Consider the following 24,003-nt stretch of genomic DNA (forward strand, 5'->3'; position numbering starts at 1 on the left):
TAAATGGGCCAGCCCATCGACCGGCGCGGTTGAGCGGGATGGAACGGCGGGGGTCGGCGGCAGATTTTACGGCGGATCGGCAGCGCGCGTTCATGGCATGCCGCCGTTATCAGATCCGCTGTGCGCGCTCGCGCCCGCCAGATGCTTTCATTTCGCGATGCTTATGACGTGCGTCTGGCCGAATTCCGAAAGGCCGGCCTCGGAAAACTCCACGCCGTAGCCGGATTGCTTGGCGCCGGCGAAGGGAATGTGGGGGCCGAAATGCAAGTGATGGTTGATCCACACGGTTCCGCTGTCGATCCGCTGCGCCAGTTCGTAGGCGCGATCGATGTCGCCGGACCAGACGGACCCTCCTAGGCCGTAGGGTGAGGCGTTGGCACGGCTTACGACGTCGTCGATGTCATTGAAACGCACGACGGGTAGGATCGGGGCGAACTGCTCTTCGTCGACCAGTTCGCTGCCATCGGTGATGTCTCGGACGATGGTCGGCCGAACGAAGTAGCCGCTGTTGCGTGCCTCGATGCCGCCTGTGACGATCGTGCCGTCGCTCGCAGCCACGTCGAGGAGGCATTGCGCCTTGGCATACTGCGCGGCGTTCTGCAACGGACCCATCGAGGTGCTGGCGTCAAGGCCGTTCCCCAAGACCGAAGTGTCTGCCTGCGCTGCCAGTGCGCCGCAGAGCGCATCATAGACGCGATCATGGACGTAGAGCCGCTTGATCGCGATGCAGACCTGCCCAGCATTGAGGAAGGCGCCGGCGAATATCTTCGGCGCCACGGCAGCGACGTCCACGTCGTCAAGTACGATGGCGGCGTCATTCCCGCCGAGCTCGAGCGTGATCCGCTTCAAGGTCGACGCGGCGCTCGCCATCACCTTGCGCCCGGTGGGCGTCGAGCCGGTAAAGGAGATCTTCGCCACATCCGGATGGGTCGTGAGCAATGCGCCGAGGTCGTTGGCATCCGTGACGACGTTGACGACGCCCGGAGGGAAGATATCGCGCGCCAGTGCGCCGAGCATCAGCGAGGTCACAGGTGTGGTCGGCGCGGGCTTGAGGATGAAGGTGTTCCCGAGCAGTAGCGAAGGGCCGAGCTTGTAAGCGGCGATGAGTACGGGAAAGTTCCAGGGCGTGATTCCGGCGACCACGCCCAGCGGACGATGATGAACTTCGACCCGAAGGACCTCGTCGTCCTGCACGATCTCGACGGGTAGTTCCGCTGTGGCGAAATGGCGGAGAAAGAACTCAGCGTAGCTGATCTCTGCGTGTGCCTGCTCCAGAGGCTTGCCTTGCTCCATCACCAGGGTGCGGGCGAGTTCGTCGGTATGCTGCGCCACTGCGTCGGCGAAGCGCGCCAGACGCTCACGACGCGTAGACAAGGGGGCCGCGCCCCAGGCGGGTTGTGCGGCCTTCGCTGCAGCGATCGCCGCCTCCATCTGTGCCTGCGACGCGCGCGGGACCTCGACGAAAGGCTCGCCGGTCGAGGGGTCGACTACGCTCAGTAGTCCGGAGCCGTCAAGAAGCTGTCCATCGATGAGGAGCTTGGTTGGAAGTGCCATGGGGTGACTCTCTTTGAGAAGCAAAACAAGCGAGAAAACGGTAATTCCAGCGCCTCCGGTCCGTGCCGGCTCCTGTAAAGCTCCCGCGCGCCTCCACGGGAGATGCGTTCTCCGGTCGCGGTCTGCCCAACGGCGGCTAGATATGGCTCGGGCCTTGGCGTGCGGGCGCACGGCATCTGAAGCCACAAAAGACGTGGCGAGGAACATCGCGGGACCTGAAGGCTCGCGCTGCGAGCAGCGTGTCGGCCAGCCCATGCGGCGGGCTGGCCGACCTTGTTTTCAAGTGGGTCGCTTGGTGATCTCCTCGCCAGCGATGCGGATCGCCTGCTGCACCACCGGGTAGCCGAAATAAGGTATGAGGTTGAGAAGCGCCTCGTTGATCTCCTCGCGGTTGGCACCAGCGGTGAGCGCGGCGTTCACATGGACGCGAAGCGGCGTCTCCATCGTCTTGCTGCCGACGGCCGCCAGCGCGGCACACGCGGTCAGCTCGCGCGTCTTCGAGGAGATCTGGTTGCGGGCGAAGACGTCGCCATAGGCATTCTCGACGATCATCGTGCCGATGTCTGGAGCAATGTCGGAGAAGCTGCGTACGACCGCCTCGCCGGCAGCGGCGGATGTCCTAGACAGCACTTCCGATCCGCGCTTGCGGCGGGCCTCGCGGGTCTCCGATTGCACCGCCGCCGCCCCCGACGCAGGGCCAGCAGGGATTGCGCCGTTCCAATCCTTGAACGTGGCGTTCGCCACCGCGAAGGCATTCAGCGCTGCAGGGAAACCTGCATAGATGCTCAGCTGCGTGATGGCCTCGATCAGCTGCTCCTTCGTGAGGCCGTGGCGCAGCGCGGCTTCGATATGAAATCTCAGCGCATCGGCGCGATTTCCCTGGGAGGTCAGCATCGACACAATCGCGAGGTCTCGCGTCTGGTGGCTGAGCCCCTCTCTCGACAGAAGGTCACCATAGGCGACCTCGACCACCCACTGGGCGAGTTCCGGAGACACCTTCTGAAGCGGCCCGGTCACCGCGTCCGGCCCCTTCTGTGACCAGGCGATGAGGGTTGCCATGCCGCGTTCGTACCGGCGCGTCCCGTCGTCGGTGACGGGGGCGATCGCCTCGAAGGCGATGTTGCGCTCCTTGAAAATCTCGCGAATGAGGCCGACGCCGTTGATTGCGGAAGTATAACCGCAGATGGCGATGGCCACGAACATCAGTTCGGCAAGTTCCCGCGGCTTTCCGCCGACGTTCAGGAAGCCATTCATATGATACTTGAGCTGCGGCTGAGCGCTGCCGTTGGCGATCAGTGCCGAAATCGTGCAGATCTGGCGGCTTGCCAGGTCAAGGCCGGGGCGGCACAGAACGTCGCCGTAAGGATATTCGACAGTGAAGCGCGCAAGATCCGGGGCCACTTCCGCGAGGCGTTTCACAGGAATGTCGTAGCCCTCGCCGCCGACGCGCTTGAGCATCTGCATCCCGCGTTCATAGCGCGCGTCCGCCGTTTCATTCGTGGTGGAGGCATGGGCATTCCCCGCCGTCATGACACCGACGCTTCCGATCGCGCAGACGGCATTGGCAAGAAGGGCTCGGCGCGAAGGGAGGGACGATATTGCCGCAATAGGCTCCTGCGGCTGAGGAGCTTTGGCATCATACTTTAAGGTTCGGCAGGTCTTGCGCATGGGGCTCCTCCAGTTATCTGAATTGGAAGTCACCCAGCCATGTCCATATAAGTATCTATGATTTATGGTATAATCATAAATACCGTGGCGGTGCTCGCTGACCGTTGGCGTCATCTCAGCGGGCAATTCGGCTAGGAGACCACGATTTATTTATAGTCGGACTATCGGTCTATATCGTGCCGCCAATCCGCTGTCTAGACTCACCATCAAAAAACGCTGCAGAGCAGGATCGCCAAACTCAGATCATCGATAATTGTAAATATTTGAAATACATTATGAATTTCAAAAATTGACAGCATTAGTCGTGTGGGTTGGCTCCGGGGCGCGACATCACTATGGTGCGAAAATCTGCGGATAGACCGACTATCGGCTGCTTTGAATGTGGGCATACGCATCATGGGTGAGGTCCGAAACGAAACTTTCGCCTTGGAGCGGGTCGAGGCTCAGCCGACTTACCAGTTGGTTGCGTCATCCATTGAGAAGCGCATCCTCGACGGCGTTTTCAAAACCGGTCAGCAACTGCCATCGGAATTGCAGTTGGCAAAGCAGCTTGGCGTCAACCGATCGACAGTGCGCGAGGCCATCCGTGTCCTCGAGCAGAGTGGGCTTGTCTTCCGCAAGAGCGCTCGCCGCCTCGTCATCAGTGTCCCCCAAGAGAAGGATCTGGCGCAGCAGATGACCCGCGCCATGATCCTGCACGAGATTACCTTCCTCGAACTGTGGGAAATCATGCTACCGCTCGAGGTCCGCGCCGCAGAGCTTGCCGCAGAGCGCTCTAGTGCTGAAGAAATAGCGTTGCTCGATACGAATCTCAAAGCGACCAGCCGCTGCCTCGAACATGAAACCGAGCTTGTGGCGCTGGATATCGAGTTCCACTACATCATTGCCAAGGCGTCACGAAACCGCGCGCTCTTGCTGGCGCGCGAGCCTATTGGGCAATTCTTCTACCCGGCCTTTTATCGCGTGATGTCCCGCCTCAATGCGAAGGATCGCATGCTCGCCGCCCACACCGAGATATTCGAGGGCATCCGCAGGCGTGATCCGAGGCATGCCACCCTGTGGATGGAAAAGCACATCATGGACTTCCGCCGCGGCTACGAACTGGCCAATTTCGACATCAACCGTCCCGTTGACGGCGATTCCGCGCACCGGTCGAATTGAGCGCGCGCGGTAAAACCTGCTTCTGCGCACCGCCCTGTCACATCGGGCTATGCCCCGAACACGGGCTCTGGCTTCAATCTGCATATTGTCTCTTAAGAGCAGATGTCACCGGGCTTGCATCCTCAAACCTGCATCGAGACGCAGTACAGAGCCGTTCACCATTGGATTGGCAAGGATGCTGAGGACCATCCGTGCGAATTCCTCAGGTCGGCCGGGGCGCTTCGGAAATGGGATGGCGTCAAAGACGCGATCCTGCACTTCCTGGGTCATCGCCTCCACCATGGGAGTTCCGAACAGGCCGGGAGCGATGGCAGCGACGCGGATGCCGTAGCGCGCCAGCTCCCGTGCCGCCGGAAGAGTAAGGGATGCGACACCTCCCTTAGAGGCGGCATAGGCCGTCTGGCCAATCTGTCCTTCGAAGGCGGCAATAGAGGCTGTGTTGACGATGACACCTCGCTGGCCTTCGGCATCCGGCGTGTTGCCTGTCATAGAGGCCGCAGCGAGACGAAGCCAGTTATAGGTGCCGATCAGGTTGATGCGCACTATGCGCTCGAATTCCGCGAGGGAGCCCGGCTCGCTGCGATCAACGATGCGGGCGCCGGGAGCGATTCCGGCACAATTGATCAATATCCGCGGAACTCCGTGATCCGCAAGGATGCGGGCGAATGCCGCTTCCGAAGCCGAAGCGTCGGCGACATCGCAAGAGATGGAAAGCGCTCCGGTCTCCTTCGAGAGGTTTGCCATGCCTTCTTCCCGAAGGTCGATCAAGGCGAGGCGGGCGCCCCTTTCTGCCAGCAGTCGGGCGGTAGCGTTGCCGAGGCCGGAAGCGGCACCAGTGACGATGGCGAGAGTGCCGGTGAGATCCATGTGGGACATGTCCTGTCTGGGAGTGGTCGTGCGTCATCACTCGCGCAACCGGGGCTGCGCGTGCGGCGGTGGCGCAAGGTTAAGTCGGGCCGCCGGCCGACGGTCAGGAGAGCGCGTCGATGACGCGCACGAAGCTTTTCAGTGGCTCGCGCTCGGTGTCGAGGTGGTTCTCCGGAGCGGCGGCGTCCGCATATCCCAGGGCCATGCCGCACACGACCATCTGCGTGTCCGGAATGGCTAGGCGCTTGGCGATCACCGGCCCATAGGCGTTGAAGGCCGCTTGCGGGCAGGTGTGGAGGCCGAAGGCCCGCGCGGCAATCATGATATTCTGAAGGAACATGCCATAGTCGAGCCAGGAGCCGCGCTCCAGATCTCGGTCGATCGTGAAGATTAGGCCAACCGGGGCATCGAAGAACAGGAAGTTGCGGGCAAGTTGCTGGCGCATCCGCTCGGAGTCGCCCTTGGCGATGCCGAGTGTGCCATAGAGATCCCACCCCACCTTGCGGCGACGGGAGAGATAGGGCTCGCGCCATTGCCGCGGGTAATAGGCAAATTCCTCCGTGCCGGGATCGCCGGCGAGGGAGAGGGCGTGGAGTTCGCCCGTCAGCGCCGCGAGCGGTTCACCCCTGAGCACCAGCACCTGCCATGGCTGGATGTTGGTGCCGGAGGGCGCGCGGGCCGCAAGCTCCAGTATGGCCCCAACGGTCTCGTCGCCGACCGGCGTCGGCAGGAAGGCGCGGATGGAGCGGCGCGAGCGGATGGCCTCCTCGGCGGAGATGGCGCCGGAGGTGACAGAGGCGGGGGAGGGGGCGGGCGCACTCATTTTTCGGGCATATCCACGGGCGTGGCCATGTCGAGATTGGCGAGCTCGTAGCCGCGCTTGAAGTCAAGGATGTGCTTCTCCATCCAGTCCCGCGCGCGCTTCTCATCGTGATCGCGCACCGCCGCGAAGATCGCCTCATGGGCCACCAGCAGGCGCTCGCCGGCATTGAGGCGCGACATCACCTTCAGGAAGGGCGGATAGAACAGCTCGGAGATCGGTAGCCTTGCCATCTGGATGGCCCGGTTGCGGGTGGCGCGGGCGACCAAATCGTGGAACTCGATGTCGAGGGCGGTGAGGCTGGTGGAATCCTTCAGCGCCTTGCGCGTCTCCTCGAGATTGCGCTCCAGATCCTCGAGGTCGGCCGCATCGCTGCGCTGAGCGGCGGAGGCTGCGGCGGCAGGCTCGATGGCGTACATCGCCTCCCACAATTCCTCGAACGTCACCTGATGCAGCACCATCGCCGCCGTGAGCCGGCGGGAAATGTCGCCGGACTGGGGGATGGAGGCATAGAGCTTCTTCCGCCCCGCCTCGCGCCTGACGAAGCCGTTCTGCTCCAGCACGCGGATGGCTTCGCGGATGGTGGAGCGGTTCACGCCCAGCTTCTCGGCCAGCCCCGCCTCTGAGGGCAGCAGATCCCCCGGCGCGATTTCGCCGGCCAGGATCTTGTCCTCGATGGTGCGGGCGACGAGACGGAAGGCCCGCTCCACCTGCACCGGATCAAGCGCGAGCGACATCAGGAACCATCCTCTCGGCGGCACGGGCCTTTTCCAGGTCGCGCAGCACCTTGCGTTGCACTTTCCCGGTCATGGTCTTCGGCAGCTCGCCGAGAAACTCGATGGCGCGGGGGTATTTATAGGGAGCGGTGACACGCTTCACGTGATCCTGCAAGGCGCTGGCGAGGGCGTCGTCGCCGGTGAGCCCCGCGCGCAGCACCACGAAGGCCTTCACGATCTCGCCGCGCTCGGGATGGGGCGCCGCCACCGCCGCGCATTCCTGCACCGCCGGATGGTCGAGCAGGGCGTTCTCCACCTCGGAGGGGCCGATACGATAGCCGGCGGAGTTGATGACGTCGTCATTGCGGCCACGATGGTAGAAATAGCCGTCCGCATCCACCATCCCGAGGTCACCGGTGACGAACCAGCGCCCCTCCGGCCCTTCCACATGGGCGCTGGCGGTGCGCTCGGGCTCGTCGAGATAGCCGAGCATCATCTGCGGGTTGGGGGTGAGAAGGGCGATGTCGCCCTCCACGCCGGGCGGCAGGCGGTTGCCCGCGCCGTCGATGACGGCGAGATCGAGGCCCGGCAGCGGCTTGCCCATGGAGCCCTCGCGCGGGGCGACGCAGGGATAATTGAGCAGCGTCATCAGCGTCTCGGTCTGGCCGTAGGCTTCAAGGATGGGGACGCCCGTCGCCGTCTGCCAGCGTGCCGCGACCGCGGGGTTGAGCGTCTCGCCGGAGGAGACGGTGTGGCGCAGGCGCGAGAGGTCGTGCTCGGCGACGCCGGCATCCACCACCCGGAACAGCTCGGTTCCCGGGGCGCAATAGACGGTGATGCCGTAGCGCTCCAGCAGCCGCAGGCGCTCCTTCGGGTCGAACGGGCCGTCGTAGAAGAAGCTGGCCGCCCCGCAGCTCCACGGGCCGAACAGGATGGAGGTGCCGGCCTTGCTCCAGCCGGTGTCGGCGGTGCACCAGATGGTATCGCCGCGCCGGAGGTCCAGCCAGTGGATGGCCGAGCCGCGCCACGCATAGAGGCCTCTGGCGGCATGGAGCACGCCCTTCGGCTGACCGGTGGAGCCGGAGGTGTAATAGAGGACGGCCGGATCGTCCGCCGCCACGTCCACCGGCGCGAAGGCCTCGTCGCCCGCCGCCAGGGCCTCCGCCAGCGGCTCGAAGCCCGGCGCGTTGCCGAGCGCAAGGCGCACCGGCACCTCGCCCATCACGTCCGCGAACTTCTCCGTATGCTCGGCGCGGGCGACGACGGCGCGCACTCCCGCATGGCGCACGCGATAGGCGATGTCCTTGGCGGTGAGCATCTCGATGCAGGGAATGGGCACCGCCCCGAGCTTCAGGCAGCCCACCATGGCCACCTGCCATTCGGGGATGCGCGGCAGCATCACCAGCACCCGGTCGCCTTTCCTCACCCCCCGCGCCGCCAGCGCCGAGGCGAAGCAGGCGGTGAGGCGCGCCATGTCGGAGAAGGAGAAACGCCGCTCTTCCCCCGCCGCATTGGCCCAGATGAGGGCGGGGCCGTCCGCCGTGTGGGCGAGATGGTCCACCACGTCGGCGGCGAAATTGAAGGTCTCCGGCACCCGCCAGCGGAAGGTGCGGGCCGTTTCGGCATAGTCGGTCATGTTGGGGGCCATGGTTTCCTCCCGGAGCATTGCGCTCTCTTGCTTTCAGATCATTTTGCTCAGATCACCTTGCCGGCCTTCAGCGCGGCGATGTCGTCTTCGCCGTAGCCGAGGCCCGCCAGCACCGCGCCGGTGTGCTCGCCGAGCAGCGGCGGCGGCGAACGCAGGGTGCAGGGCGTGCCGGAATATTTCACCGGAAAGCCGAGCTGGGGAATGGTGCCCTCCACCGCGTGCTCCATGGAGAGCAGCATCTGCCGGTGCTGTGCATGGGGATCGGCGAACGCCTCTTCCATGGAAAGGACCGGGCCGAAGGGGATGTCCGCGGGCTCCAGCTCCGCCACCCATGCATCGCGCGGCTTCTGCGCGAAGAGGTCGGCGAGGATCTGCTTCTGCGCAACCTCGCGCTCGCCCTGTGGCCATTGCTCGTCCTTCAGCGCGGGCAGGCCGACGGCATCGCAGAAGCGGTGCCAGAAATGCGGCTCGATGAGGCCCAGCGCCACGTATTTCCCGTCCGCGCACGCATAGACGTTGTAGCAGGGCGCCTGGCCGATGAAGGGACGCTCGCCACCCTTCGGCTCGATGCCGGCGAACAGGTGGTCCGCGCCGTGGAGCGCCAGCCAGGAGATGGCACCATCGTGCATGGACACGTCCACGAACTGGCCCCGGTCCGTGGTCGCCCGCGACAGCAGCGCGGCGAGGATGCCGGTGGAGGCCATGAGCGAGCCGCCGCCCACATCGGCAATGGACAGACCCGGTACGATGGGGCCTTCCCCCGCCTTGCCGAACAATTGCAGCGCGCCGGCTTCGGCGAGGTAGTTGAGGTCGTGGCCCGGCTTCAGTCGGCTCGGCCCATCCTGCCCGTAGCCGGAGATGGCGCAATAGACGAGCCGCGGGTTGAGGGCGGAGAGGGTCTCGTAGCCGAGGCCGAGGCGGTCCATGACGCCCGGCCGGAAGCCCTCCAGCAGAACGTCGGCCTCTTCCACCAGCTTGAGGAGGATGGCGCGGCCTTCCTCGGCCTTCAGGTTGAGCGTCAGGCTCCGCTTGTTGCGGTTAAGCAGCAGGAAGGAGCCGGATTCCGCGCGGTTCAGCGGCGGGAAGGTGCGGTTGTAGTCGCCGCCCTCGGGCTGCTCGATCTTGAGAACGTCGGCGCCGAGGTCCGCCAGCATCAGCGAGCAGAAGGCGCCGGGCAGGAGGCGGGTGAGGTCCAGCACCTTCAGGCCGGCGAGGGCCAGGGGGGCGGCGGTGGGAGGGGTGGCAGTGGGTGTGAGCGCGTTCATGGGATATCCCGCGGATCAGGCGGCGGTCCAGCCGCCGTCCACCGCCAGCGAGGCGCCGGTGATGTAGGAGGCTGCGGGCGAGGCGAGGAACAGGCAGGCGCCGACCAGCTCCTGCGGGTGGCCGAAGCGCCCCATGGGCGTGCGGGCAGTGACGCGCTCGGCGAGCTTGGGGTTGTGGCGCAGGCCCTCGGTGAGGTCGGTCTCGAAGTAGCCGGGGCCGACTGCGTTCACCCGCACACCCTTCTTCGCCCATTCGAGGGCGAGCTGGCGGGTCATCAGCTCCACCCCGCCCTTGGCGGCGCAATAGGCGGTGGTCCGCGCAAGGGCCACCCGTCCCGCCACGGAGGTGACGTTGACGATGGCGCCTTCGCCCTGCGCCAGCATCACCCGGCCGGCGGCGCGGGCGGCGAGGAAGACACCGGTGAGGTTGGTGTCCACGACCGCCCGCCATTCGTCGAGGCTGGTGTCCTCGGCGGCCTTGTACCAGGGATTGATGCCGGCATTGTTGACCAGGGCGTCGATGCGGCCATGGCGCTCCACCACCGCGCGGCACAGGGCGTCCACGTCCTCCTCGCGGGACACATCGGCGGCGATGCCTTCCGCCGCGCCGCCCTGCGCGGCGATGGTGGCGGCGGCCTCCTCGACGGTTGCGGCGGTACGGCCGGTGAGCACCACATGGGCGCCGGCGGCGGCGAAGCCGTCCGAGATGGCGCGGCCGAGGCCCCGCCCCCCGCCGGTGACGATGACGATCTTGCCCTGAAGGCCGGCGACGGGCGGCGCGGCGCTGGGCATGGCGATAGCGATGCTCATCACGCCGCCCTTCCGGCCGGCACGGCGGCTGCGGTCGCGGTCCGCGCGAGCCGGCGCGCGATGTTCCAGCGGTGCACCTCGGACGGGCCGTCGTAGATGCGGAAGCCGCGCACGTCGCGGAAGATGCGCTCCACCTCCGTGTCCCGCGTCATGCCGAGCCCGCCGAGCACCTGCAGCGAACGGTCCACCACGCGGAAGATGGCCTCGGAGGCGAAGACCTTCACCATGGAGCTTTCGACGTTCGCCTTCTGGCCCTGGTCCAGCAGCCATGCGGCGTGGCGGATGGCGAGGCGGGTGGTGTGAAGGTCGATCTCGTTGTCGGCGAGCATGAAGCCCACGCCCTCGTGGGAGAGCAGCGTCCCGCCGAACGCCTCGCGGCGCGACGCATAGTCGGTGGCGATGTCGTGGGCGCGCCGCGCCGCGCCCAGCCAGCGCATGCAATGGGTGAGCCGCGCCGGCACGAGGCGCGCCTGGGCATAACGAAAGCCCTCGCCCACCGCGCCCAGAACGTCCGTGGCGGGAATGCGCAAATTCTCCAGCGCCACCTCCGCATGGCCGCCAGTGAAGGAACTGTCGAGGGTGTCGAGGGCGCGGGTGATGCGGAAGCCCTCCGCCGGCAGATCGGTGAGGAACATGGTGGCACCCACGTCCCGCCCGTCCACGAAGGTGCGCGCCATGACGATGGCGAAGGCGGCGCCCTCGGCGCCGGTGATGAGCCACTTCACGCCGTTGACGATGAAGTGGTCGCCCTCCTTCACCGCCGTGGTCTTCATGAGGGAGGGGTCGGCGCCGGCGCCCGGATGGGGCTCGGTCATCAGGAAGCAGGAGCGGGTCTCGCCCGCCGCCATGGGCGCGAGGAAGCGCGCGTTCTGCGCCGGGCTCGCCACCCCGGCGAGGAGGTGCATGTTGCCCTCGTCCGGCGCGGCGATGTTCAGCGCCACCGGGCCGAGCATGGAATAGCCCGCCGCCTCGAACACCACCGCTTTGCCGAGGTGGGAGAGGCCGAGCCCGCCCCATTCCCGCGTCACGTGGGGGCTCAGCAGGCCGGCGGCGCGCGCCTTCTCCACCAACTCGCGGCGCAGGTCTTCGGTGGGGCCGTGGGCGGTGCGGCGGGGGTCGGCCTCGAACGGCAGGATCTCGTCCTGCACGAAGGCCACTGTGCGGGCCTCCAGAGCCGCGAGTTCTTGGGGAAGCGCAAAATCCATGGGGCGTCGCCTCAGAATGTCTTGTCGTTGACGATGTCGAGGGTGAAATCGAACAGCGCTTCGGCGAGCTGGCCGAAGCCGGCATAGCGCGTGTCCGCCGTCTCGCCGGCGAGGTGCCGGGCGTGGAGCTGGTGGAACACCACGCCGAGCTTCAGCATGGTGAGCACCCGGTAGGGCTTGAGCTGCCTGAGGTCCCGCCCCGTGGCGCGAGCGTAGGCCTGTGCCGCCTCGGCGCGGGTCAGGAAGCCGGGATGGGCCGTGGGCATCTGCGCCAGCTGGTGCATGCAGGCGGGATCGTCCGGCTCGGTCCAGTAGCTGAGCAGGGTCGCGAGGTCGAACAGCGGGTCGCCGCGGGTGCCCATGTCCCAGTCCACCACGGCGACGGGCGCGCGGGTCACGGGATCGAGCAGAACATTGTCCAGCTTGAAGTCGTTGTGCAGCAATGTCGGTGCCGCTGCATCCGCCACCTCGGCAGCGGCGAGCCATGCGGCCACGGCGCGGGCGGCAGGGGAGAGCACGCCCTTCGCCACCCGCTCGGCGCGGCCGATCCAGCCCGCGGCGGTCCGGGCAAAGAAGCCGGCGGGCCGACCGAGCGTGTCGAGGCCCACTCGTTTGGGGTCCACCGCATGGATGGCCGCAAGCGTCTCCACCAGCAGGCGCGAGACGGCGGCGCCCGTCTCCGTCGTGGCGGGGAAGGGGGCAAGGCTGTCGCCACGCAGGGCAATGCCATTGCGGAATTCGAGGAGCTGGAACGGCGCGCCGGCGACTCCGGCATCGGCGCACAGATGCAGGCTGCGGGGCGCCAGCGGCAGCTCCCGCCAGAGGTTGGAGAGGATGCGGTGCTCGCGCGCCATGTCGTGGGCGCCGGGGGGGAGGGGGCCGTCTGGAGGGCGCCGAAGCACCGTCCAGCCCCCGTCCACTCGGACAAGGAAGTTGAGGTTGGCCAGCCCGCCCGCGAACTGGCGTGGCGCGAAGGCGCGATCCAGCGCGATGCCGTGGTCCTCGAGGTGGATGGCAACCGCGTCCCAGTCCAGCACCCGGCTCTCCGCGCGGCTGCGCAGGGCAACGCCCGGCGGTGGCGACAAGGCCTGCCGCCCAAGGGCCACGGCCGACGCGTCGCCCTCTTCCGGAGACGGCGAGGGGAGACCTGGAGGCATGCGTTCGGCTTCGACCATGAGGCACCGGGGTTCGAACGTTTTGTCGGACTAAAATTGTCCGACTGAAATTAGTTGGTCAAGTGAAAATTCGTCGCCGCAACGCAGCGCGGATGACGTCATATTTCGATAAAATATAGCAAATATAATTATTTAATTCGAGATTCAGTGGCCGGCGACGGTCTATTGACGATTCCGCGTCCTTCGATTTATGGTCCGACCATCATATCAAAAATGCCGGACCAAACACCGGCCTCGGGAGGAAGCGCCAATGTCTCGAAGCCCTGGCACGCGTCGCGTGCCGACCCTTGCGTTCGCCTGCGCCCTCGGCGTCGCGGCCTTCACCGCCGCTGCATCCCTGCCCGCCGTGGCCCAGTCGCCGACCCCCGGCGCGGGCAAGGCGATGGAGCAGTTCGTGCCCATCGCCATCTACCGCACCGGCCCCTACGCGCCGGGCGGCTCGGGCATCTACGGTGCCTATGCGGACTATCTCGCGCTGGTGAACGCCCGCGACGGCGGCGTGAACGGCGTGAAGCTCGTCTATGAGGAGTGCGAGACCGGCTACCAGCCCGACCGCATGATCGAATGCTACGAGCGCCAGAAGGCGAAGGGGCCGACCGGCGCCGCGGCCTTCACGCCCTCCGGCACGGGCGGCGTCTATGCCCTCATCGACCGCATGACGGCGGACAAGATCCCCTCCGTCACCATCGGCTACGGGCGGACCGATTCCTCCGATGGCCGGGTCTTCCCCTATTTCTTCCCGCTCATCTCCAATTACTGGAGCGAGAACACCGCCACCATCCGCTACATCGCCGAGCGCGAGGGCGGGCTGGAGAAGCTGAAGGGCAAGAAGATCGCCAATGTGGTGATGGACTTCGCCGCCGGCCGCGAGACCCAGGCCATCCTCGACGCCCAGGCCAAGCGCTACGGCTTCGAGGTGACGACCTTCCCCATCACGCCGCCCGGCCTCGATCAGCGCGCCGTGTGGCTTCAGGTGCGCCAGTATCGGCCGGACTGGGTGCTGTTCCGCGGCTGGGGCGCCGCGACGCCCACCGGCATCAAGGAAGCCGCCCGCGCCGGCATCGCCCGCGACCGCATCATTGGCTGGTGGTGGTCGGGCTCGGAAGAGGACGTGACGCCGGCGGGCGATGCGGCCAAGGGCTTCATCACCGCCCAGTTCCATGCCACCGGCCCGAACTATCCGGTGTTCGAGGACATCAAGAAGTACGTCTACGCCAAGGGCCAGGGCAATGTGGAGGAGAACCGCATCGGCTCGGTCTACTATGTCCGCGGCGTGCTCCACGGTGTGGCGGTGACGGAAGCCATGCGCACCGCCATGAAGAAGTTCGGCAATCGTCCTCTCACCGGTGACGAGGTGCGCTGGGGCCTCGAGCATCTGGTGATGACCAGCGAGCGCATCAAGCAGCTCGGCCTCGAGGGCCTGATGCCGGAGATCAAGGTCACCTGCGCCGACCACGAAGGCGACGGCGCCATCCGCTTCCAGCAATGGGACGGCGCCAAATGGACGATGATCTCCGACTGGATCAAGTCGGACCAGTCCATGGTCCGCCCGCTGATCGAGGCCTCGGCGGCCCAGTTCGCCAAGGAAAAGGGCATCACGGCGCGCGACTGCGCCGGCGAGACCAACTGAGCCCGTCTGCTCCACCCACGACCCCGCCACACGAACCGACGCGCCGGAGCTCGGGCATCGCCCGACCCGGTGCCGGAACCATCCCAGGGAGAGGCACGCCATGAGCGAGCAAGGCCCCTTGCTGTCCATCGCCGGCATCGAGGTGATGTATTCTCGTCTCGCGCTCGTCCTGCGCGGCCTGTCGCTCAGCGTGCCGAGGGGCGGCATCGTCGCCCTGCTGGGTGCCAACGGGGCGGGCAAGACCACCACCATGAAGGCGGTGGCCAACCTCTTGCGCTCCGAGCGGGGCGAGGTGACGCGGGGTGCCATCCATTATGACGGCGCGCGCATCGACGGGCTCGACGCTTCCGACCTCGCCCGGCGCGGCCTCTCGCTGGTGATGGAGGGCCGGCACGCCTTCGGCACCCTGTCGGTGGAGGACAATCTGAAGGTCGGCGCCTTCTCCCGCCGCGACCGTGGCGTGGGCGACAGCCTCGACATGGTCTACCGCTATTTCCCCCGCCTGAAGGACCGCCGGCACCAGGCCGCCGGCCTCCTCTCCGGCGGTGAGCAGCAGATGTGCGTCATCGGCCGGGCGCTGATGGCCCGCCCGCGCATGATCCTGCTCGACGAACCCTCCATGGGCCTCGCGCCTCTGCTGGTGGAGGAAATCTTCTCCATCATGCGCCAGCTCAACGCGGACGAAGGCATGACCTTCCTCCTCGCCGAGCAGAACGCCTCCGTCGCCCTGCGCTACGCCACCTATGGCTATCTCGTGGAGAGCGGCCGGGTGGTGCGCGAGGGGCCGGCTGCGGCGCTCGCCGCCGATCCGGAAATCCGCGCCTCCTATCTCGGGCTCGATGCCTCCGCCGAGGCCGGCGGCGCGACCCTTGCCGCCCGTCGGCGCCCGCGCTGGCTCTCCTGACCTCCATGGCCGAAGGGACCCTTCCTCCCATGAACCATGCCCTCGACCATACGGCGCTCGCCACCGGACAGGCGGACGCGCCCCCCGGCGAGACGCTGCCCGGTACCCTCGTTGCTGCAGCCCGCCGCCATGCGACGCGCCCGGCCTTGCGCCACAAGACGGGCGGCATCTGGCGTACGTGGACGTTCGCGGACTATCTCGCCCGCACCGCCGCCATGGCCCGCCTGCTCGACGGCGCGGGCTTCACTGGCGCGGGCCTCCTGGTGAGCGTGGGCGAGAACCGGCCGGAGCTGTATGCCGCTGCTCTCGGAGCGCAAGGCCTTGGCGCCGCCGTGATGCCGCTCGGGCCGGAATTCCTGCGCCGCTTCGGTGCGCCGGAGGCCGAGCCCGCCCTGGTCCTGTGCGAGAATGAGGAGGCCGCCCGCGCGTGGCGCGCCGTGAGTCGCGCCAGTGCGCCGGTGCTGCGCCTCGACGAACTGGGGCCATCGCCGGAAGAGGCCCGCGAGGATGGCCTCTCCTGGTTCGCCTGGCGCGCCGCCACCGTCGACGGCGACGAGACCGCGCTTATCCTGCACACGGACGGCGCGGACGGGCCGCCCCGCCCTGTGGCGCTTTCCCACCGGCGCCTGCTTGCCGCCGGCAAGGCGGCGGTGTCGCGGCTGGAGCTTGTGTCATCCGACCGGCTCATGGCCTTCCTGCCCGCCTCCGGCATCGCGGACGCGGCGGGGAGCCTGGTGCAGCCGCTCCTGTCGGGCTGCTGCGTGCATTGCGTGGAAGGACCGGCGAGCTTTCCCATCGATCTCAGGGAGGTGGCGCCCACGGTGTTGCCCGCGCCCGCCCGCGTGTTCGAGCTGATCGATCGCGATGCGGGACGCCGCCTGTCGGGCGGCGGGCCGCTGGTGCGGGCGCTCGCCCGTACGGCGGAGAAGGGCGCGCCTGGCGCCGGCCTCGCCTTCGCTGCGCCGCTGCGGAACACCCTCGGGATCAGCGCCTGCCGGCTCGCCTTCGTCACCTCCGGCGAACTGGAGCCGGCCGCCGCCACCCGCCTCATGGCTTTCGGCCTGCCGCTGGACACAGACCTCTGCCTCGCCGAGGACGGCAGCCCGTTTTCCCGCGCCGGCACGCCGGCCGATGCGGCGAGGCTGCTGCGGCGCGTGGAAGCCCTGCTGCGGGGCGCGCCTGGCATCGACCGCACCCGCGTCACCCGCGATGCCACGGGTCTGCGGGCGCGCATCGCGCTTGCTCCCTCCGGCGGCGACACGGAGGATGGCGCCGCCGCCCGCACCCGTGCCGCCACGGCGGTGGAGCGGGTGAATGCCCGCCTCGCCGCGGAGAGCAACGGGCAGCCTGTCTCCATCGTCGCGCTGGAGCTGGCGCCAGACGGTTTCGGCGCGCACGAGCTGACGCTGGACGGCGAGGTGCGGCACGCCATGCCCGCCGCCGTTGCCCTCGCGGCCGACCACGCCCGGACGGAGCGCGCCTCTCGCGCACAGGGAAAGGTGCTCATGGCGGTGAGCGACGTGGCGGTGGCGTTCGGCGGGGTCAAGGCGCTCACCGACGTTTCGCTGGCCGTCCATGAGGGAGAGATCCTCTCCATCATCGGGCCGAACGGGGCGGGGAAGACCTCGCTGCTCAACGTCATCAACGGCGTCTACCACCCGCGCTCCGGAACCATCACCTTCGCCGGCAAGGCGCGGGCCCGCATGCGCCCGGCCTTCGCCGCGCGCTCCGGCATCGGCCGCACCTTCCAGCACGTCTCCCTGTTCAAGGGCATGAATGTGATCGACAACGTGCTGGTGGGCCGCGCCGCCCGTTTCAGGGGCACGCTTCTCGGCAAGCTCCTGCGCCTGCCCTCCACCGCAGGGGAGGAGCGCCGCGAGCGGGAGGCGGCGGAGCGCATTCTCGCCTTCCTGGAGCTGGAGCACCTGCGCAAGGCGCCGGTGGCGAGCCTGCCCTACGGCGTCCAGAAGCGCGTGGAACTCGCCCGCGCGCTCGCCACCGAGCCGCGCCTGTTGCTGCTGGACGAGCCCATGGCGGGCATGACCCACGAGGAGAAGCGCGACATGTGCGGCTTCATCCGCCGGGTCAACGAGAGCTTCGGCACCACCATCCTCATCATCGAGCACGACATCGGCGTGGTCATGGGCCTGTCCGACCGCGTCGTGGTCCTCAACTACGGCCGCAAGATCGCCGACGGCACGCCGGCCGAGGTGCGTGCCGACCGCGAGGTCATCGCCGCCTACCTCGGCTCCGCCGCCGTGGGCGAGGCCGCCTGAAGGAACAGCACATGAGCGATTTCTCCTTCTTCCTCGAAGTGGTGGTGGGCGGCCTGCTTTCCGGCGTCATGTACACGCTGGTGGCATTGGGCTTCGTGCTCATCTTCAAGGCCTCCGGCGTGTTCAACTTCGCCCAGGGCGCCATGGTGCTGTTCGCGGCCCTGACCTTCGTGGGCTTCCTGGAATTCGGCCTGCCCATGTGGGCCGCCTTCCTCCTGGCGCTGGCCGCCATGCTGGTGCTGGCGGTGGCCATCGAGCGCACGGTGCTGCGCCCGCTCGTCGGGCAGGATCACATGATCCTGTTCATGGCCACCATCGGCCTGTCCATCTTCCTGGAGGGCTTCGCCCAGCTCATCTGGGGCACGCGAGTGCGCGGGCTGGATCTTGGCATCTCCGACGAACCCTTGGAGATCGCCGGCATTCTGGTGTCCCAGTTCGACCTTTCCGCCGCGGTCATGGCAGCGGTGCTGGTGGCGGTGCTCTCGGCCTTCTTCTCCTACACCAAGGTGGGCCGGGCGCTGCGCGCGGTGGCCGACGACACCCAGGCGGCGCAGGTGGCGGGCGTGCCACTCGGCTTCATCTGGGCGGTGGTGTGGGGGGCGGCGGGCTTCATCGCCCTCGTCGCGGGCCTGGTATGGGGTGCCCGGCTGGGGGTGCAGTTCGCCCTCACCCTGGTGGCGCTCAAGGCGCTGCCGGTGATGATCCTCGGCGGCTTCAACTCCATCGCCGGCGCCATCGTGGCGGGGCTCGTGATCGGCGTCTCGGAGAAGCTTGCCGAGATCTATCTCGGTCCCTTCGTCGGGGGCGGCATCGAGAACTGGTTCCCCTATGCGCTTGCCATCGCCGTCCTGCTCATCCGCCCCGCCGGCCTGTTCGGCGCCGCCCGCATCGCGAGGGTCTGACCCATGTTCTACCGTGACGCCGGGGAGCTGAAGACTTCCTACGCCAAGGAACAGGCCATCTTCCCCGTGGCCCTCGACCGCCGGGTGGTGATCGGGGTGGTCGCGGTCGGCGCGCTTGTCGTGCCGCTGGTGGCGGGCCCCTACTGGCTCGGTTCCATCCTGCTGCCGTTCCTGATCCTGTCGCTCGCCGCCATCGGCCTCAACATCCTCACCGGCTATGCGGGTCAGCTCTCGCTGGGGTCCGGCGCCTTCATGGCGGTGGGGGCCTATGCGGCGGTGAACCTGATGATCCGCCTGCCCATGCTGCCGTTCCCGGTCTCCTTCGCGCTGGCCGGACTGGTGGCGGGCGCGGTGGGGCTCGCCTTCGGGCTGCTGTCGCTGCGCATCCGCGGCTTCTACGTGGCGGTGGCGACGCTTGCCGCGCAATTCTTCATCGAATGGATCTGCACCCACATTCCGTGGCTGGTGCTGAACACCCCCTCTGGCGTCGTTTCCACCCCGACGCTCTTTTTATTCGGCTTTGCCTTCTCGTCGGTGCCGTCGCGCTACCTCGTCGCCTTCGTGGCGGTGGTGGTCCTCGCGCTGCTCGCGAAGAACCTCGTCCGCTCCTCCGCCGGCCGCGCCCTGATGGCGGTGCGCGACCACGAGACGGCGGCGGAGCTGACCGGCGTCGACACCGCCCGCGCCAAGCTCACCGCGTTCGCGGTCTCGGGCTTCTATTGCGGGGTGGCCGGCGCGCTGTGGGCGTTCCTCTATCTCGGCAACGTGGAGATCGAGGCCTTTTCGCTGCATCGCTCGTTCCAGATCCTGTTCATGGTCATTATCGGAGGCCTCGGCTCCATCCTCGGCTCCTTCCTCGGGGCGGCCTTCATCGTGCTCCTGCCCGTGGCCATCGCCAACGCCGCGACCTTGTTCGGCGAAGCCCTGAAGCCGGACGTTCTCGCCAATCTGGAGCTGATGATCTTCGGCGCGCTCATCGTCGCCTTCCTCATCATCGAGCCGAACGGCCTCGCCCGCCTCACCGTGAAGGCGAAGGAGCGCCTGCGCCGCTGGCCGCTGCCTTACTGAAATCCGCCCCGCGGATGAACGACGCGCACCAACGCGCGCAACACCGGAGGAATACCGCCCATGACCAAGACTGTCAGCCGCCTTGTCGGGGCGGCGCTGATGACGCTCGCCCCCCTCGCCGCGCTTCCCGCCGTCGCCACGGCGGACGAGCTGAGGCTCGTCTTCGACATCCCGACCAATCATCCGCGCGTGCCCTACTTCACGGCCATGGCTGAGGATGTGGCCCGGACAAGTTCGGGCCGGCTGACGATCGCCGCCAATCCGGGCGGCACCATCTATCCGGGGTTTGCCTCCATCGAGGCATTGAAGGCCGGGAAGGCGGAACTCACCTTCGTCAATGCGGCCAATCTGGAGCGCCTTGATCCGCGCTTCGGCTTCGTCAACCTGCCCTTCGCGCTCGACGACACCGCCATGGCCCAGTCGGCCGCGCGCCGCGGGGTGGTGGACCTCCTCGATACGCTCGCGCAGAAGCAGGACCTGCGGGTGATCGGCCTGATGCGGGGCGCGGACCAGCTCTTTGTCTTCCGCGACAAGCGCGTCGCAACGCCGGCGGACCTCAAGGGGCTGAAGATTCGCGTAGCCGGGCCCGGCACCTACGAGGACATCATGCGCCGCCTCTCGGCGGAGCCGGTGGTGCTGCCCATCCCCGAGATGAAGCCCGCCTTCGAGCGCGGCGCCCTCGACGGGGTCTTCACCTCGCCCGGCGCCTGGACCTCGCAGCTCGGCATGGCTGCGCCCAAGGCCACCCACGCGCCGGGGCTGATGATGATCACCTACGTGCTGGTGGCGCGGAAGGACGCGCTGGAACGTCTCTCCAGCCCTGACCGCGACGCGCTGCTCGCTTCTGCCCGCGCCAACATCACAGAAGGCTGGGAGCGCATGGAGAAGGATGACGCGGCCATCCTGAAGGACATGGCAGCGAAGGGGGCCGCCATTGTCACCGTAACGGATGTCAAGCCGTGGCGTGAAGCCGTCTCTCCGGTTGCCGTGGCGTTCTCCGAGCGCTTTCCGGATGTTTGGCGCGAGTTCCAGGCTCAGATAAGGCCGCGCGGCAACTGATGGAATACCACGCCGGGCGGCCGTCGCCCGGCGTATTTCGTAAGATCTGGAAAGCAAAAGGCACGTAGTCACTCCCCTCGGCTGACTTTATGAAATTGGAAACCCCAGACAATGCTTGGAAATATCATCGGTTGGTCGCACACCCGATTTGGTAAGCTAGATGACGAGACGCTCGAGAGCCTGATCAGCGGGGTAGCTTCCTCGGCTCTGGCACATGCCGGGGTGGAACCGGCAGAGGTCGACGAGATCGTCGTCGGCCACTTCAATCAGGGTCTCGACCCGCAGGGCTTCCCCGCGTCCCTCGCTCTGCAGACGGACCAAGCCCTTCGCTTCCGACCCTCCACGCGCGTAGAGAATGCCTGCGCTACCGGCTCAGCGGCTGTGCGTCATGGAGCGACGCTTATCGCGTCTAGGCAGGCGCGGATCGTTTTAGTCCTCGGCGTGGAAAAAATGACTGCAAGCCCCGCTGAAGACGTCCGGAAAGCTTTGGCATCCGCCAGTTACGTGAAACAGGAAGGTGGAAAAAATACTTCTTTCGCAGGTTTGTTTGGACGGATTGCAAACGATTACTTTCTACGTTACGGCGACCAATCCGATGCGCTTGCTTACATAGCTGCCAAAAACCATAGAAATGGCGCCCATAATCCGCTGGCCCACATGCAAAAAGATCTTGGGTATGAGTTCTGCGCGACGGTTTCCGACAAGAATCCGATTGTGGCGTCTCCCCTGCGGCGCACCGACTGTTCAATGGTCTCAGATGGTGCAGCAGCCCTTGTTCTGGCCGGAAGCGATGTCGCGGCAACCCGGGAAACAGCCATTGGCCTCAAGGGGATGACGCAGGTGAATGACTACCTGCCCATGAGCCGACGCGACATGACCCGGTTCGAAGGAGCAGCCAAGGCGTGGCACGGAGCCCTTGAAGCGGCCAAGTTGACTCTCCTGGATCTCGACTTCGTAGAGACTCACGACTGCTTCACAATTGCCGAGCTGATCGAGTACGAGGCGATGGGCCTCACCTCCGCCGGCGAAGGCCGCCGTGCGATTTTAGAGGGTTGGACGGAACCCGGCGGCAAGCTTCCGGTGAACCTGTCTGGCGGCCTCAAGGCCAAGGGCCATCCCATCGGCGCAACCGGCGTCTCCATGCACGTGATGGCGGCGATGCAACTCGCGGAAACTGCGCCAGGTATCCAAATCAGAAATGCACGGCTCGGCGGGATTTTCAACATGGGCGGCGCCGCCGTCGCGAACTACGTCAGCATTCTGGAACGTACGCGGTGAATGCACCTGACCAAGAGGACGAGGCGATGTCATTTGAACTCATCCGAACCCAAATCATTGACCGGGTGGGATGGATCACGCTTGATCGACCGGACGCACTCAATGCGCTCAACACCGCGATGGTGGGGGAGATCGCGGGCGCTCTCGCCGCCTTCAGCGCCAATCCGGACATCGGTTGCGTGGTACTCACCGGATCCGACCGCGCCTTCGCAGCGGGGGCGGACATCAAGGAAGCGGTCGATCGCACCTATCCCGAGACATTTCTCGAGGATTTTCTCGCGTCCTGGGATGCGATCGCCCGCATGCGCAAACCTCTCGTTGCCGCAGTCGCGGGTTATGCGTTGGGTGGCGGTTGCGAGGTCGTACTGATGTGCGATGTCGTGATTGCCTCAGATACGGCGAGGTTCGGCCTCCCGGAAGTGAAGATCGGAGTCATGCCGGGCGCTGGAGGGACGCAGCGCCTCGTTCGCGCCGTCGGCAAGGCTAAGGCGATGGACCTCTGCCTGACAGGTCGGATGATAGACGCCGCGGAGGCGGAGCGGTCCGGGCTGGTGTCGAGGGTCGTGCCCGCTTCGAATTTGCGCGCTGAAGCGCAGGCTGTCGCCGAAGCTATTTCGACAAAATCTCGCATCAACACGATGGCCATCAAGGAAGCCGTGAACCGAGCCTTTGAGACCTCACTCTCCGAGGGGCTCCTGTTCGAGCGCCGAACCTTTCAATCTCTTTTTGCAACTCTTGATCAAAAAGAAGGAATGGCCGCGTTCACGGAAAAGCGTGCACCACAGTTCCGTGGCAGATGAAATTGTTGAAATCATTAGGAATAGATATCTGAAGAGGCGTAATGAAGAAAGATAAAATACAGATCGATATCCGTGATCTGAATTTTTTAATTACGGCAGCAGATGTTGGAAGTTTTCGGAAGGCGGCACCGGTACTCGGGGTGCAGGAATCCTCCGTGAGTCGTCGGATTCGCGGCGTTGAAGACCAAATCGGTGCATCCCTGTTCCTGCGGCACTCCGGGGGAATCAATCTGACGATGGCCGGCCAGCGCTTCCTTCATCGTGCCCGCCATGCCCTGGACCACATTCGGGACGGGGCTGCCGAGGTGGCTGCCATCGGGCGGGCGGAGGGTGGATATCTCAAAGTTGGACTGTTTTCGTCCTTGTCCTCCGGATTTTTGTCAGCATTGTTTCGAGCATATGATGCAAGATATGGCTCAGTTCACATCGATTTCGTCGAGGGTGAAGCACATGAGCACATCAATGCTCTTCGCCAGTTTCAGATCGATATCGCCTTTGTCATTGGGCTGAGCGATTTTGCGGAGTGCGATGCAGCTTACCTCTGGTCGGAACAGGTGCTGGTGGCATTGCCGGAAGGCCATCAGCTTGCTGCCTCAGATTCATTGACATGGCGGGATCTCAGTGCTGAGAAAATTCTTATCCGAGACACGCCGGCAGGCGCGCGGATTCAAGACTATGTTGTCCGGAAAATCCGGGAGATCGAAGGTGAGCCCCGCGTCGAGGCGCAGCGGGTCGGGCGATACAAGCTTCTCAATCTCGTGGCGTCCGGCCGCGGAATGACGTTGATCATCGAATCGGAACGTCTGGTGAAGGTCGCCGGGCTGACCTATCGCCCGCTGCACGACGAGGTGGTTTCATTCCATGCGGCCTGGTCGCCAAAGAACGACAATCCCGCGTTTCGAACGCTCCTTAGCCTTGCCCGGAAAATGGCTCCCTCCTCGGAAGTGAACCAAGCGATTGCCCATCCGCGGGAACTGGAGGAGCTGCGCGCCGAGCCTTCGCAAATCCACGATCCGTCGCGATGAAGCGCTCAAGCATGGGAACGATGAGGCGGGATGGCTCTGTAGGGGATTGATTGCTTTCCCGACTAAGGATTTCTGAGTAGGCGAGAAGATCGCGATGCAACTTTGCCGGCAATTCGACCGTCACCTTCACCGGTTTGTCGTCGAGGATTTCGGAGAGTTTCAGCTTCGGCAT

21 protein-coding genes and 1 pseudogene are annotated in these 24,003 nt (G+C 66.1%); 11 read left to right on the plus strand and 11 right to left on the minus strand.

The genetic code is table 11. The annotated features are described in order from the left end of the window. Positions 1 to 147 precede the first annotated feature (147 nt). Both V5F66_RS03490 and V5F66_RS03495 read right to left on the minus strand, forming a co-directional pair. Positions 148 to 1,554, minus strand: a complete 1,407-nt coding sequence (locus V5F66_RS03490; RefSeq protein ID WP_394093242.1) for an aldehyde dehydrogenase family protein — start codon at positions 1,552 to 1,554, stop codon at positions 148 to 150. Positions 1,555 to 1,833: 279 nt separating this feature from the next. Next, positions 1,834 to 3,222 (minus strand): carboxymuconolactone decarboxylase family protein, encoded by a 1,389-nt coding sequence (locus tag V5F66_RS03495; protein ID WP_394093243.1) that lies wholly within the window; start codon positions 3,220 to 3,222, stop codon positions 1,834 to 1,836. A gap of 396 nt (positions 3,223 to 3,618) precedes the next feature. Here V5F66_RS03495 and V5F66_RS03500 point away from each other — a divergent pair, with 396 nt between their 5' ends. Further along, positions 3,619 to 4,383, plus strand: a complete 765-nt coding sequence (locus tag V5F66_RS03500; RefSeq protein WP_394093244.1) for a FadR/GntR family transcriptional regulator — start codon at positions 3,619 to 3,621, stop codon at positions 4,381 to 4,383. A gap of 105 nt (positions 4,384 to 4,488) precedes the next feature. Here the strand turns inward: V5F66_RS03500 and V5F66_RS03505 are convergent, their stop codons facing one another. The 8 genes from V5F66_RS03505 to V5F66_RS03540 form a co-directional block, all read right to left on the minus strand. Further along, entirely contained in the window at positions 4,489 to 5,250 is a 762-nt protein-coding gene (locus tag V5F66_RS03505; RefSeq protein ID WP_394093245.1) for an SDR family NAD(P)-dependent oxidoreductase, read from the minus strand. Between the two features lie 103 nt (positions 5,251 to 5,353). Beyond that, positions 5,354 to 6,073 (minus strand): nitroreductase, encoded by a 720-nt coding sequence (locus V5F66_RS03510; protein ID WP_394093246.1) that lies wholly within the window; start codon positions 6,071 to 6,073, stop codon positions 5,354 to 5,356. Continuing rightward, a complete protein-coding gene (locus V5F66_RS03515) occupies positions 6,070 to 6,807 on the minus strand; it encodes a FadR/GntR family transcriptional regulator (RefSeq protein ID WP_394093247.1) in 738 nt (245 codons plus the stop codon). The genes V5F66_RS03510 and V5F66_RS03515 overlap by 4 nt, the downstream gene beginning before the upstream one ends. Continuing rightward, the gene (locus tag V5F66_RS03520) at positions 6,791 to 8,452 is read right to left on the minus strand and encodes an acyl-CoA synthetase (protein ID WP_394093248.1); all 1,662 of its coding nucleotides are present in this window, start codon (positions 8,450 to 8,452) and stop codon (positions 6,791 to 6,793) included. Before V5F66_RS03520 ends, V5F66_RS03515 begins: the two co-directional genes overlap by 17 nt. Before the next feature lie 29 nt (positions 8,453 to 8,481). Then, positions 8,482 to 9,699 (minus strand): CaiB/BaiF CoA transferase family protein, encoded by a 1,218-nt coding sequence (locus V5F66_RS03525; protein ID WP_394093249.1) that lies wholly within the window; start codon positions 9,697 to 9,699, stop codon positions 8,482 to 8,484. A gap of 15 nt (positions 9,700 to 9,714) precedes the next feature. Then, positions 9,715 to 10,509 carry an SDR family NAD(P)-dependent oxidoreductase gene (locus V5F66_RS03530; protein ID WP_394093250.1) on the minus strand — a complete coding sequence of 265 codons (795 nt, stop codon included), beginning with the start codon at positions 10,507 to 10,509 and terminating at the stop codon, positions 9,715 to 9,717. Further along, a complete protein-coding gene (locus V5F66_RS03535) occupies positions 10,509 to 11,714 on the minus strand; it encodes an acyl-CoA dehydrogenase family protein (protein WP_394093251.1) in 1,206 nt (401 codons plus the stop codon). Before V5F66_RS03535 ends, V5F66_RS03530 begins: the two co-directional genes overlap by 1 nt. Before the next feature lie 11 nt (positions 11,715 to 11,725). Next, positions 11,726 to 12,871, minus strand: coding sequence for a phosphotransferase family protein (locus tag V5F66_RS03540; protein WP_394093252.1), 1,146 nt, complete (start codon positions 12,869 to 12,871; stop codon positions 11,726 to 11,728). A 268-nt stretch (positions 12,872 to 13,139) separates the two neighbouring features. On the opposite strand from V5F66_RS03540, the gene V5F66_RS03545 reads away from it, so the two are divergent. From V5F66_RS03545 to V5F66_RS03590, 10 genes and pseudogenes are all read left to right on the plus strand, one after another. Further along, positions 13,140 to 14,519: an ABC transporter substrate-binding protein gene (locus tag V5F66_RS03545; protein WP_394093253.1), complete on the plus strand. Its 1,380-nt coding sequence runs from the start codon at positions 13,140 to 13,142 to the stop codon at positions 14,517 to 14,519. A 100-nt stretch (positions 14,520 to 14,619) separates the two neighbouring features. Further along, the gene (locus tag V5F66_RS03550) at positions 14,620 to 15,423 is read left to right on the plus strand and encodes an ABC transporter ATP-binding protein (RefSeq protein ID WP_394093254.1); all 804 of its coding nucleotides are present in this window, start codon (positions 14,620 to 14,622) and stop codon (positions 15,421 to 15,423) included. Positions 15,424 to 15,452: 29 nt separating this feature from the next. Continuing rightward, positions 15,453 to 16,400 (plus strand): annotated as a pseudogene (locus tag V5F66_RS03555) (AMP-binding protein); the annotation flags it as partial. Positions 16,401 to 16,928: 528 nt separating this feature from the next. After that, positions 16,929 to 17,699, plus strand: a complete 771-nt coding sequence (locus tag V5F66_RS03560) for an ABC transporter ATP-binding protein (protein WP_394093294.1) — start codon at positions 16,929 to 16,931, stop codon at positions 17,697 to 17,699. 11 nt (positions 17,700 to 17,710) lie between these two features. Next, positions 17,711 to 18,601, plus strand: coding sequence for a branched-chain amino acid ABC transporter permease (locus V5F66_RS03565; protein ID WP_394093255.1), 891 nt, complete (start codon positions 17,711 to 17,713; stop codon positions 18,599 to 18,601). A 3-nt stretch (positions 18,602 to 18,604) separates the two neighbouring features. Further along, positions 18,605 to 19,669, plus strand: coding sequence for a branched-chain amino acid ABC transporter permease (locus V5F66_RS03570; protein WP_394093256.1), 1,065 nt, complete (start codon positions 18,605 to 18,607; stop codon positions 19,667 to 19,669). A 60-nt stretch (positions 19,670 to 19,729) separates the two neighbouring features. Then, positions 19,730 to 20,728 (plus strand): TRAP transporter substrate-binding protein, encoded by a 999-nt coding sequence (locus tag V5F66_RS03575; RefSeq protein ID WP_394093257.1) that lies wholly within the window; start codon positions 19,730 to 19,732, stop codon positions 20,726 to 20,728. Positions 20,729 to 20,839: 111 nt separating this feature from the next. Further along, positions 20,840 to 22,006, plus strand: a complete 1,167-nt coding sequence (locus tag V5F66_RS03580; protein WP_394093258.1) for an acetyl-CoA acetyltransferase — start codon at positions 20,840 to 20,842, stop codon at positions 22,004 to 22,006. Between the two features lie 26 nt (positions 22,007 to 22,032). After that, positions 22,033 to 22,806: an enoyl-CoA hydratase gene (locus V5F66_RS03585; RefSeq protein WP_394093259.1), complete on the plus strand. Its 774-nt coding sequence runs from the start codon at positions 22,033 to 22,035 to the stop codon at positions 22,804 to 22,806. Between the two features lie 41 nt (positions 22,807 to 22,847). Beyond that, positions 22,848 to 23,831, plus strand: a complete 984-nt coding sequence (locus V5F66_RS03590; RefSeq protein ID WP_394093260.1) for a LysR family transcriptional regulator — start codon at positions 22,848 to 22,850, stop codon at positions 23,829 to 23,831. Here the strand turns inward: V5F66_RS03590 and V5F66_RS03595 are convergent. Continuing rightward, entirely contained in the window at positions 23,716 to 24,003 is a 288-nt protein-coding gene (locus V5F66_RS03595) for a DUF2274 domain-containing protein (protein ID WP_394093261.1), read from the minus strand. The genes V5F66_RS03590 and V5F66_RS03595 overlap by 116 nt on opposite strands.

The organism is Xanthobacter versatilis, from assembly GCF_043193975.1.
In the GTDB taxonomy this organism is placed as follows: Bacteria; Pseudomonadota; Alphaproteobacteria; order Rhizobiales; family Xanthobacteraceae; genus Xanthobacter; species Xanthobacter autotrophicus_E.

Bases quoted from the DNA above. Each gene is read 5' to 3' on its own strand.
- V5F66_RS03540 (WP_394093252.1), bottom strand. From the start codon at position 12,871: ATGCCTCCAGGTCTCCCCTCGCCGTCTCCGGAAGAGGGCGACGCGTCG.
- V5F66_RS03585 (WP_394093259.1), top strand. From the start codon at position 22,033: ATGTCATTTGAACTCATCCGAACCCAAATCATTGACCGGGTGGGATGG.
- V5F66_RS03510 (WP_394093246.1), bottom strand. From the start codon at position 6,073: ATGAGTGCGCCCGCCCCCTCCCCCGCCTCTGTCACCTCCGGCGCCATC.
- V5F66_RS03560 (WP_394093294.1), top strand. From the start codon at position 16,929: ATGGCGGTGAGCGACGTGGCGGTGGCGTTCGGCGGGGTCAAGGCGCTC.
- V5F66_RS03525 (WP_394093249.1), bottom strand. From the start codon at position 9,699: ATGAACGCGCTCACACCCACTGCCACCCCTCCCACCGCCGCCCCCCTG.
- V5F66_RS03565 (WP_394093255.1), top strand. From the start codon at position 17,711: ATGAGCGATTTCTCCTTCTTCCTCGAAGTGGTGGTGGGCGGCCTGCTT.
- V5F66_RS03580 (WP_394093258.1), top strand. From the start codon at position 20,840: ATGCTTGGAAATATCATCGGTTGGTCGCACACCCGATTTGGTAAGCTA.
- V5F66_RS03550 (WP_394093254.1), top strand. From the start codon at position 14,620: ATGAGCGAGCAAGGCCCCTTGCTGTCCATCGCCGGCATCGAGGTGATG.
- V5F66_RS03575 (WP_394093257.1), top strand. From the start codon at position 19,730: ATGACCAAGACTGTCAGCCGCCTTGTCGGGGCGGCGCTGATGACGCTC.
- V5F66_RS03595 (WP_394093261.1), bottom strand. From the start codon at position 24,003: ATGCCGAAGCTGAAACTCTCCGAAATCCTCGACGACAAACCGGTGAAG.
- V5F66_RS03520 (WP_394093248.1), bottom strand. From the start codon at position 8,452: ATGCTCCGGGAGGAAACCATGGCCCCCAACATGACCGACTATGCCGAA.
- V5F66_RS03515 (WP_394093247.1), bottom strand. From the start codon at position 6,807: ATGTCGCTCGCGCTTGATCCGGTGCAGGTGGAGCGGGCCTTCCGTCTC.
- V5F66_RS03500 (WP_394093244.1), top strand. From the start codon at position 3,619: ATGGGTGAGGTCCGAAACGAAACTTTCGCCTTGGAGCGGGTCGAGGCT.
- V5F66_RS03495 (WP_394093243.1), bottom strand. From the start codon at position 3,222: ATGCGCAAGACCTGCCGAACCTTAAAGTATGATGCCAAAGCTCCTCAG.
- V5F66_RS03590 (WP_394093260.1), top strand. From the start codon at position 22,848: ATGAAGAAAGATAAAATACAGATCGATATCCGTGATCTGAATTTTTTA.
- V5F66_RS03545 (WP_394093253.1), top strand. From the start codon at position 13,140: ATGTCTCGAAGCCCTGGCACGCGTCGCGTGCCGACCCTTGCGTTCGCC.
- V5F66_RS03530 (WP_394093250.1), bottom strand. From the start codon at position 10,509: ATGAGCATCGCTATCGCCATGCCCAGCGCCGCGCCGCCCGTCGCCGGC.
- V5F66_RS03535 (WP_394093251.1), bottom strand. From the start codon at position 11,714: ATGGATTTTGCGCTTCCCCAAGAACTCGCGGCTCTGGAGGCCCGCACA.
- V5F66_RS03505 (WP_394093245.1), bottom strand. From the start codon at position 5,250: ATGGATCTCACCGGCACTCTCGCCATCGTCACTGGTGCCGCTTCCGGC.
- V5F66_RS03570 (WP_394093256.1), top strand. From the start codon at position 18,605: ATGTTCTACCGTGACGCCGGGGAGCTGAAGACTTCCTACGCCAAGGAA.
- V5F66_RS03490 (WP_394093242.1), bottom strand. From the start codon at position 1,554: ATGGCACTTCCAACCAAGCTCCTCATCGATGGACAGCTTCTTGACGGC.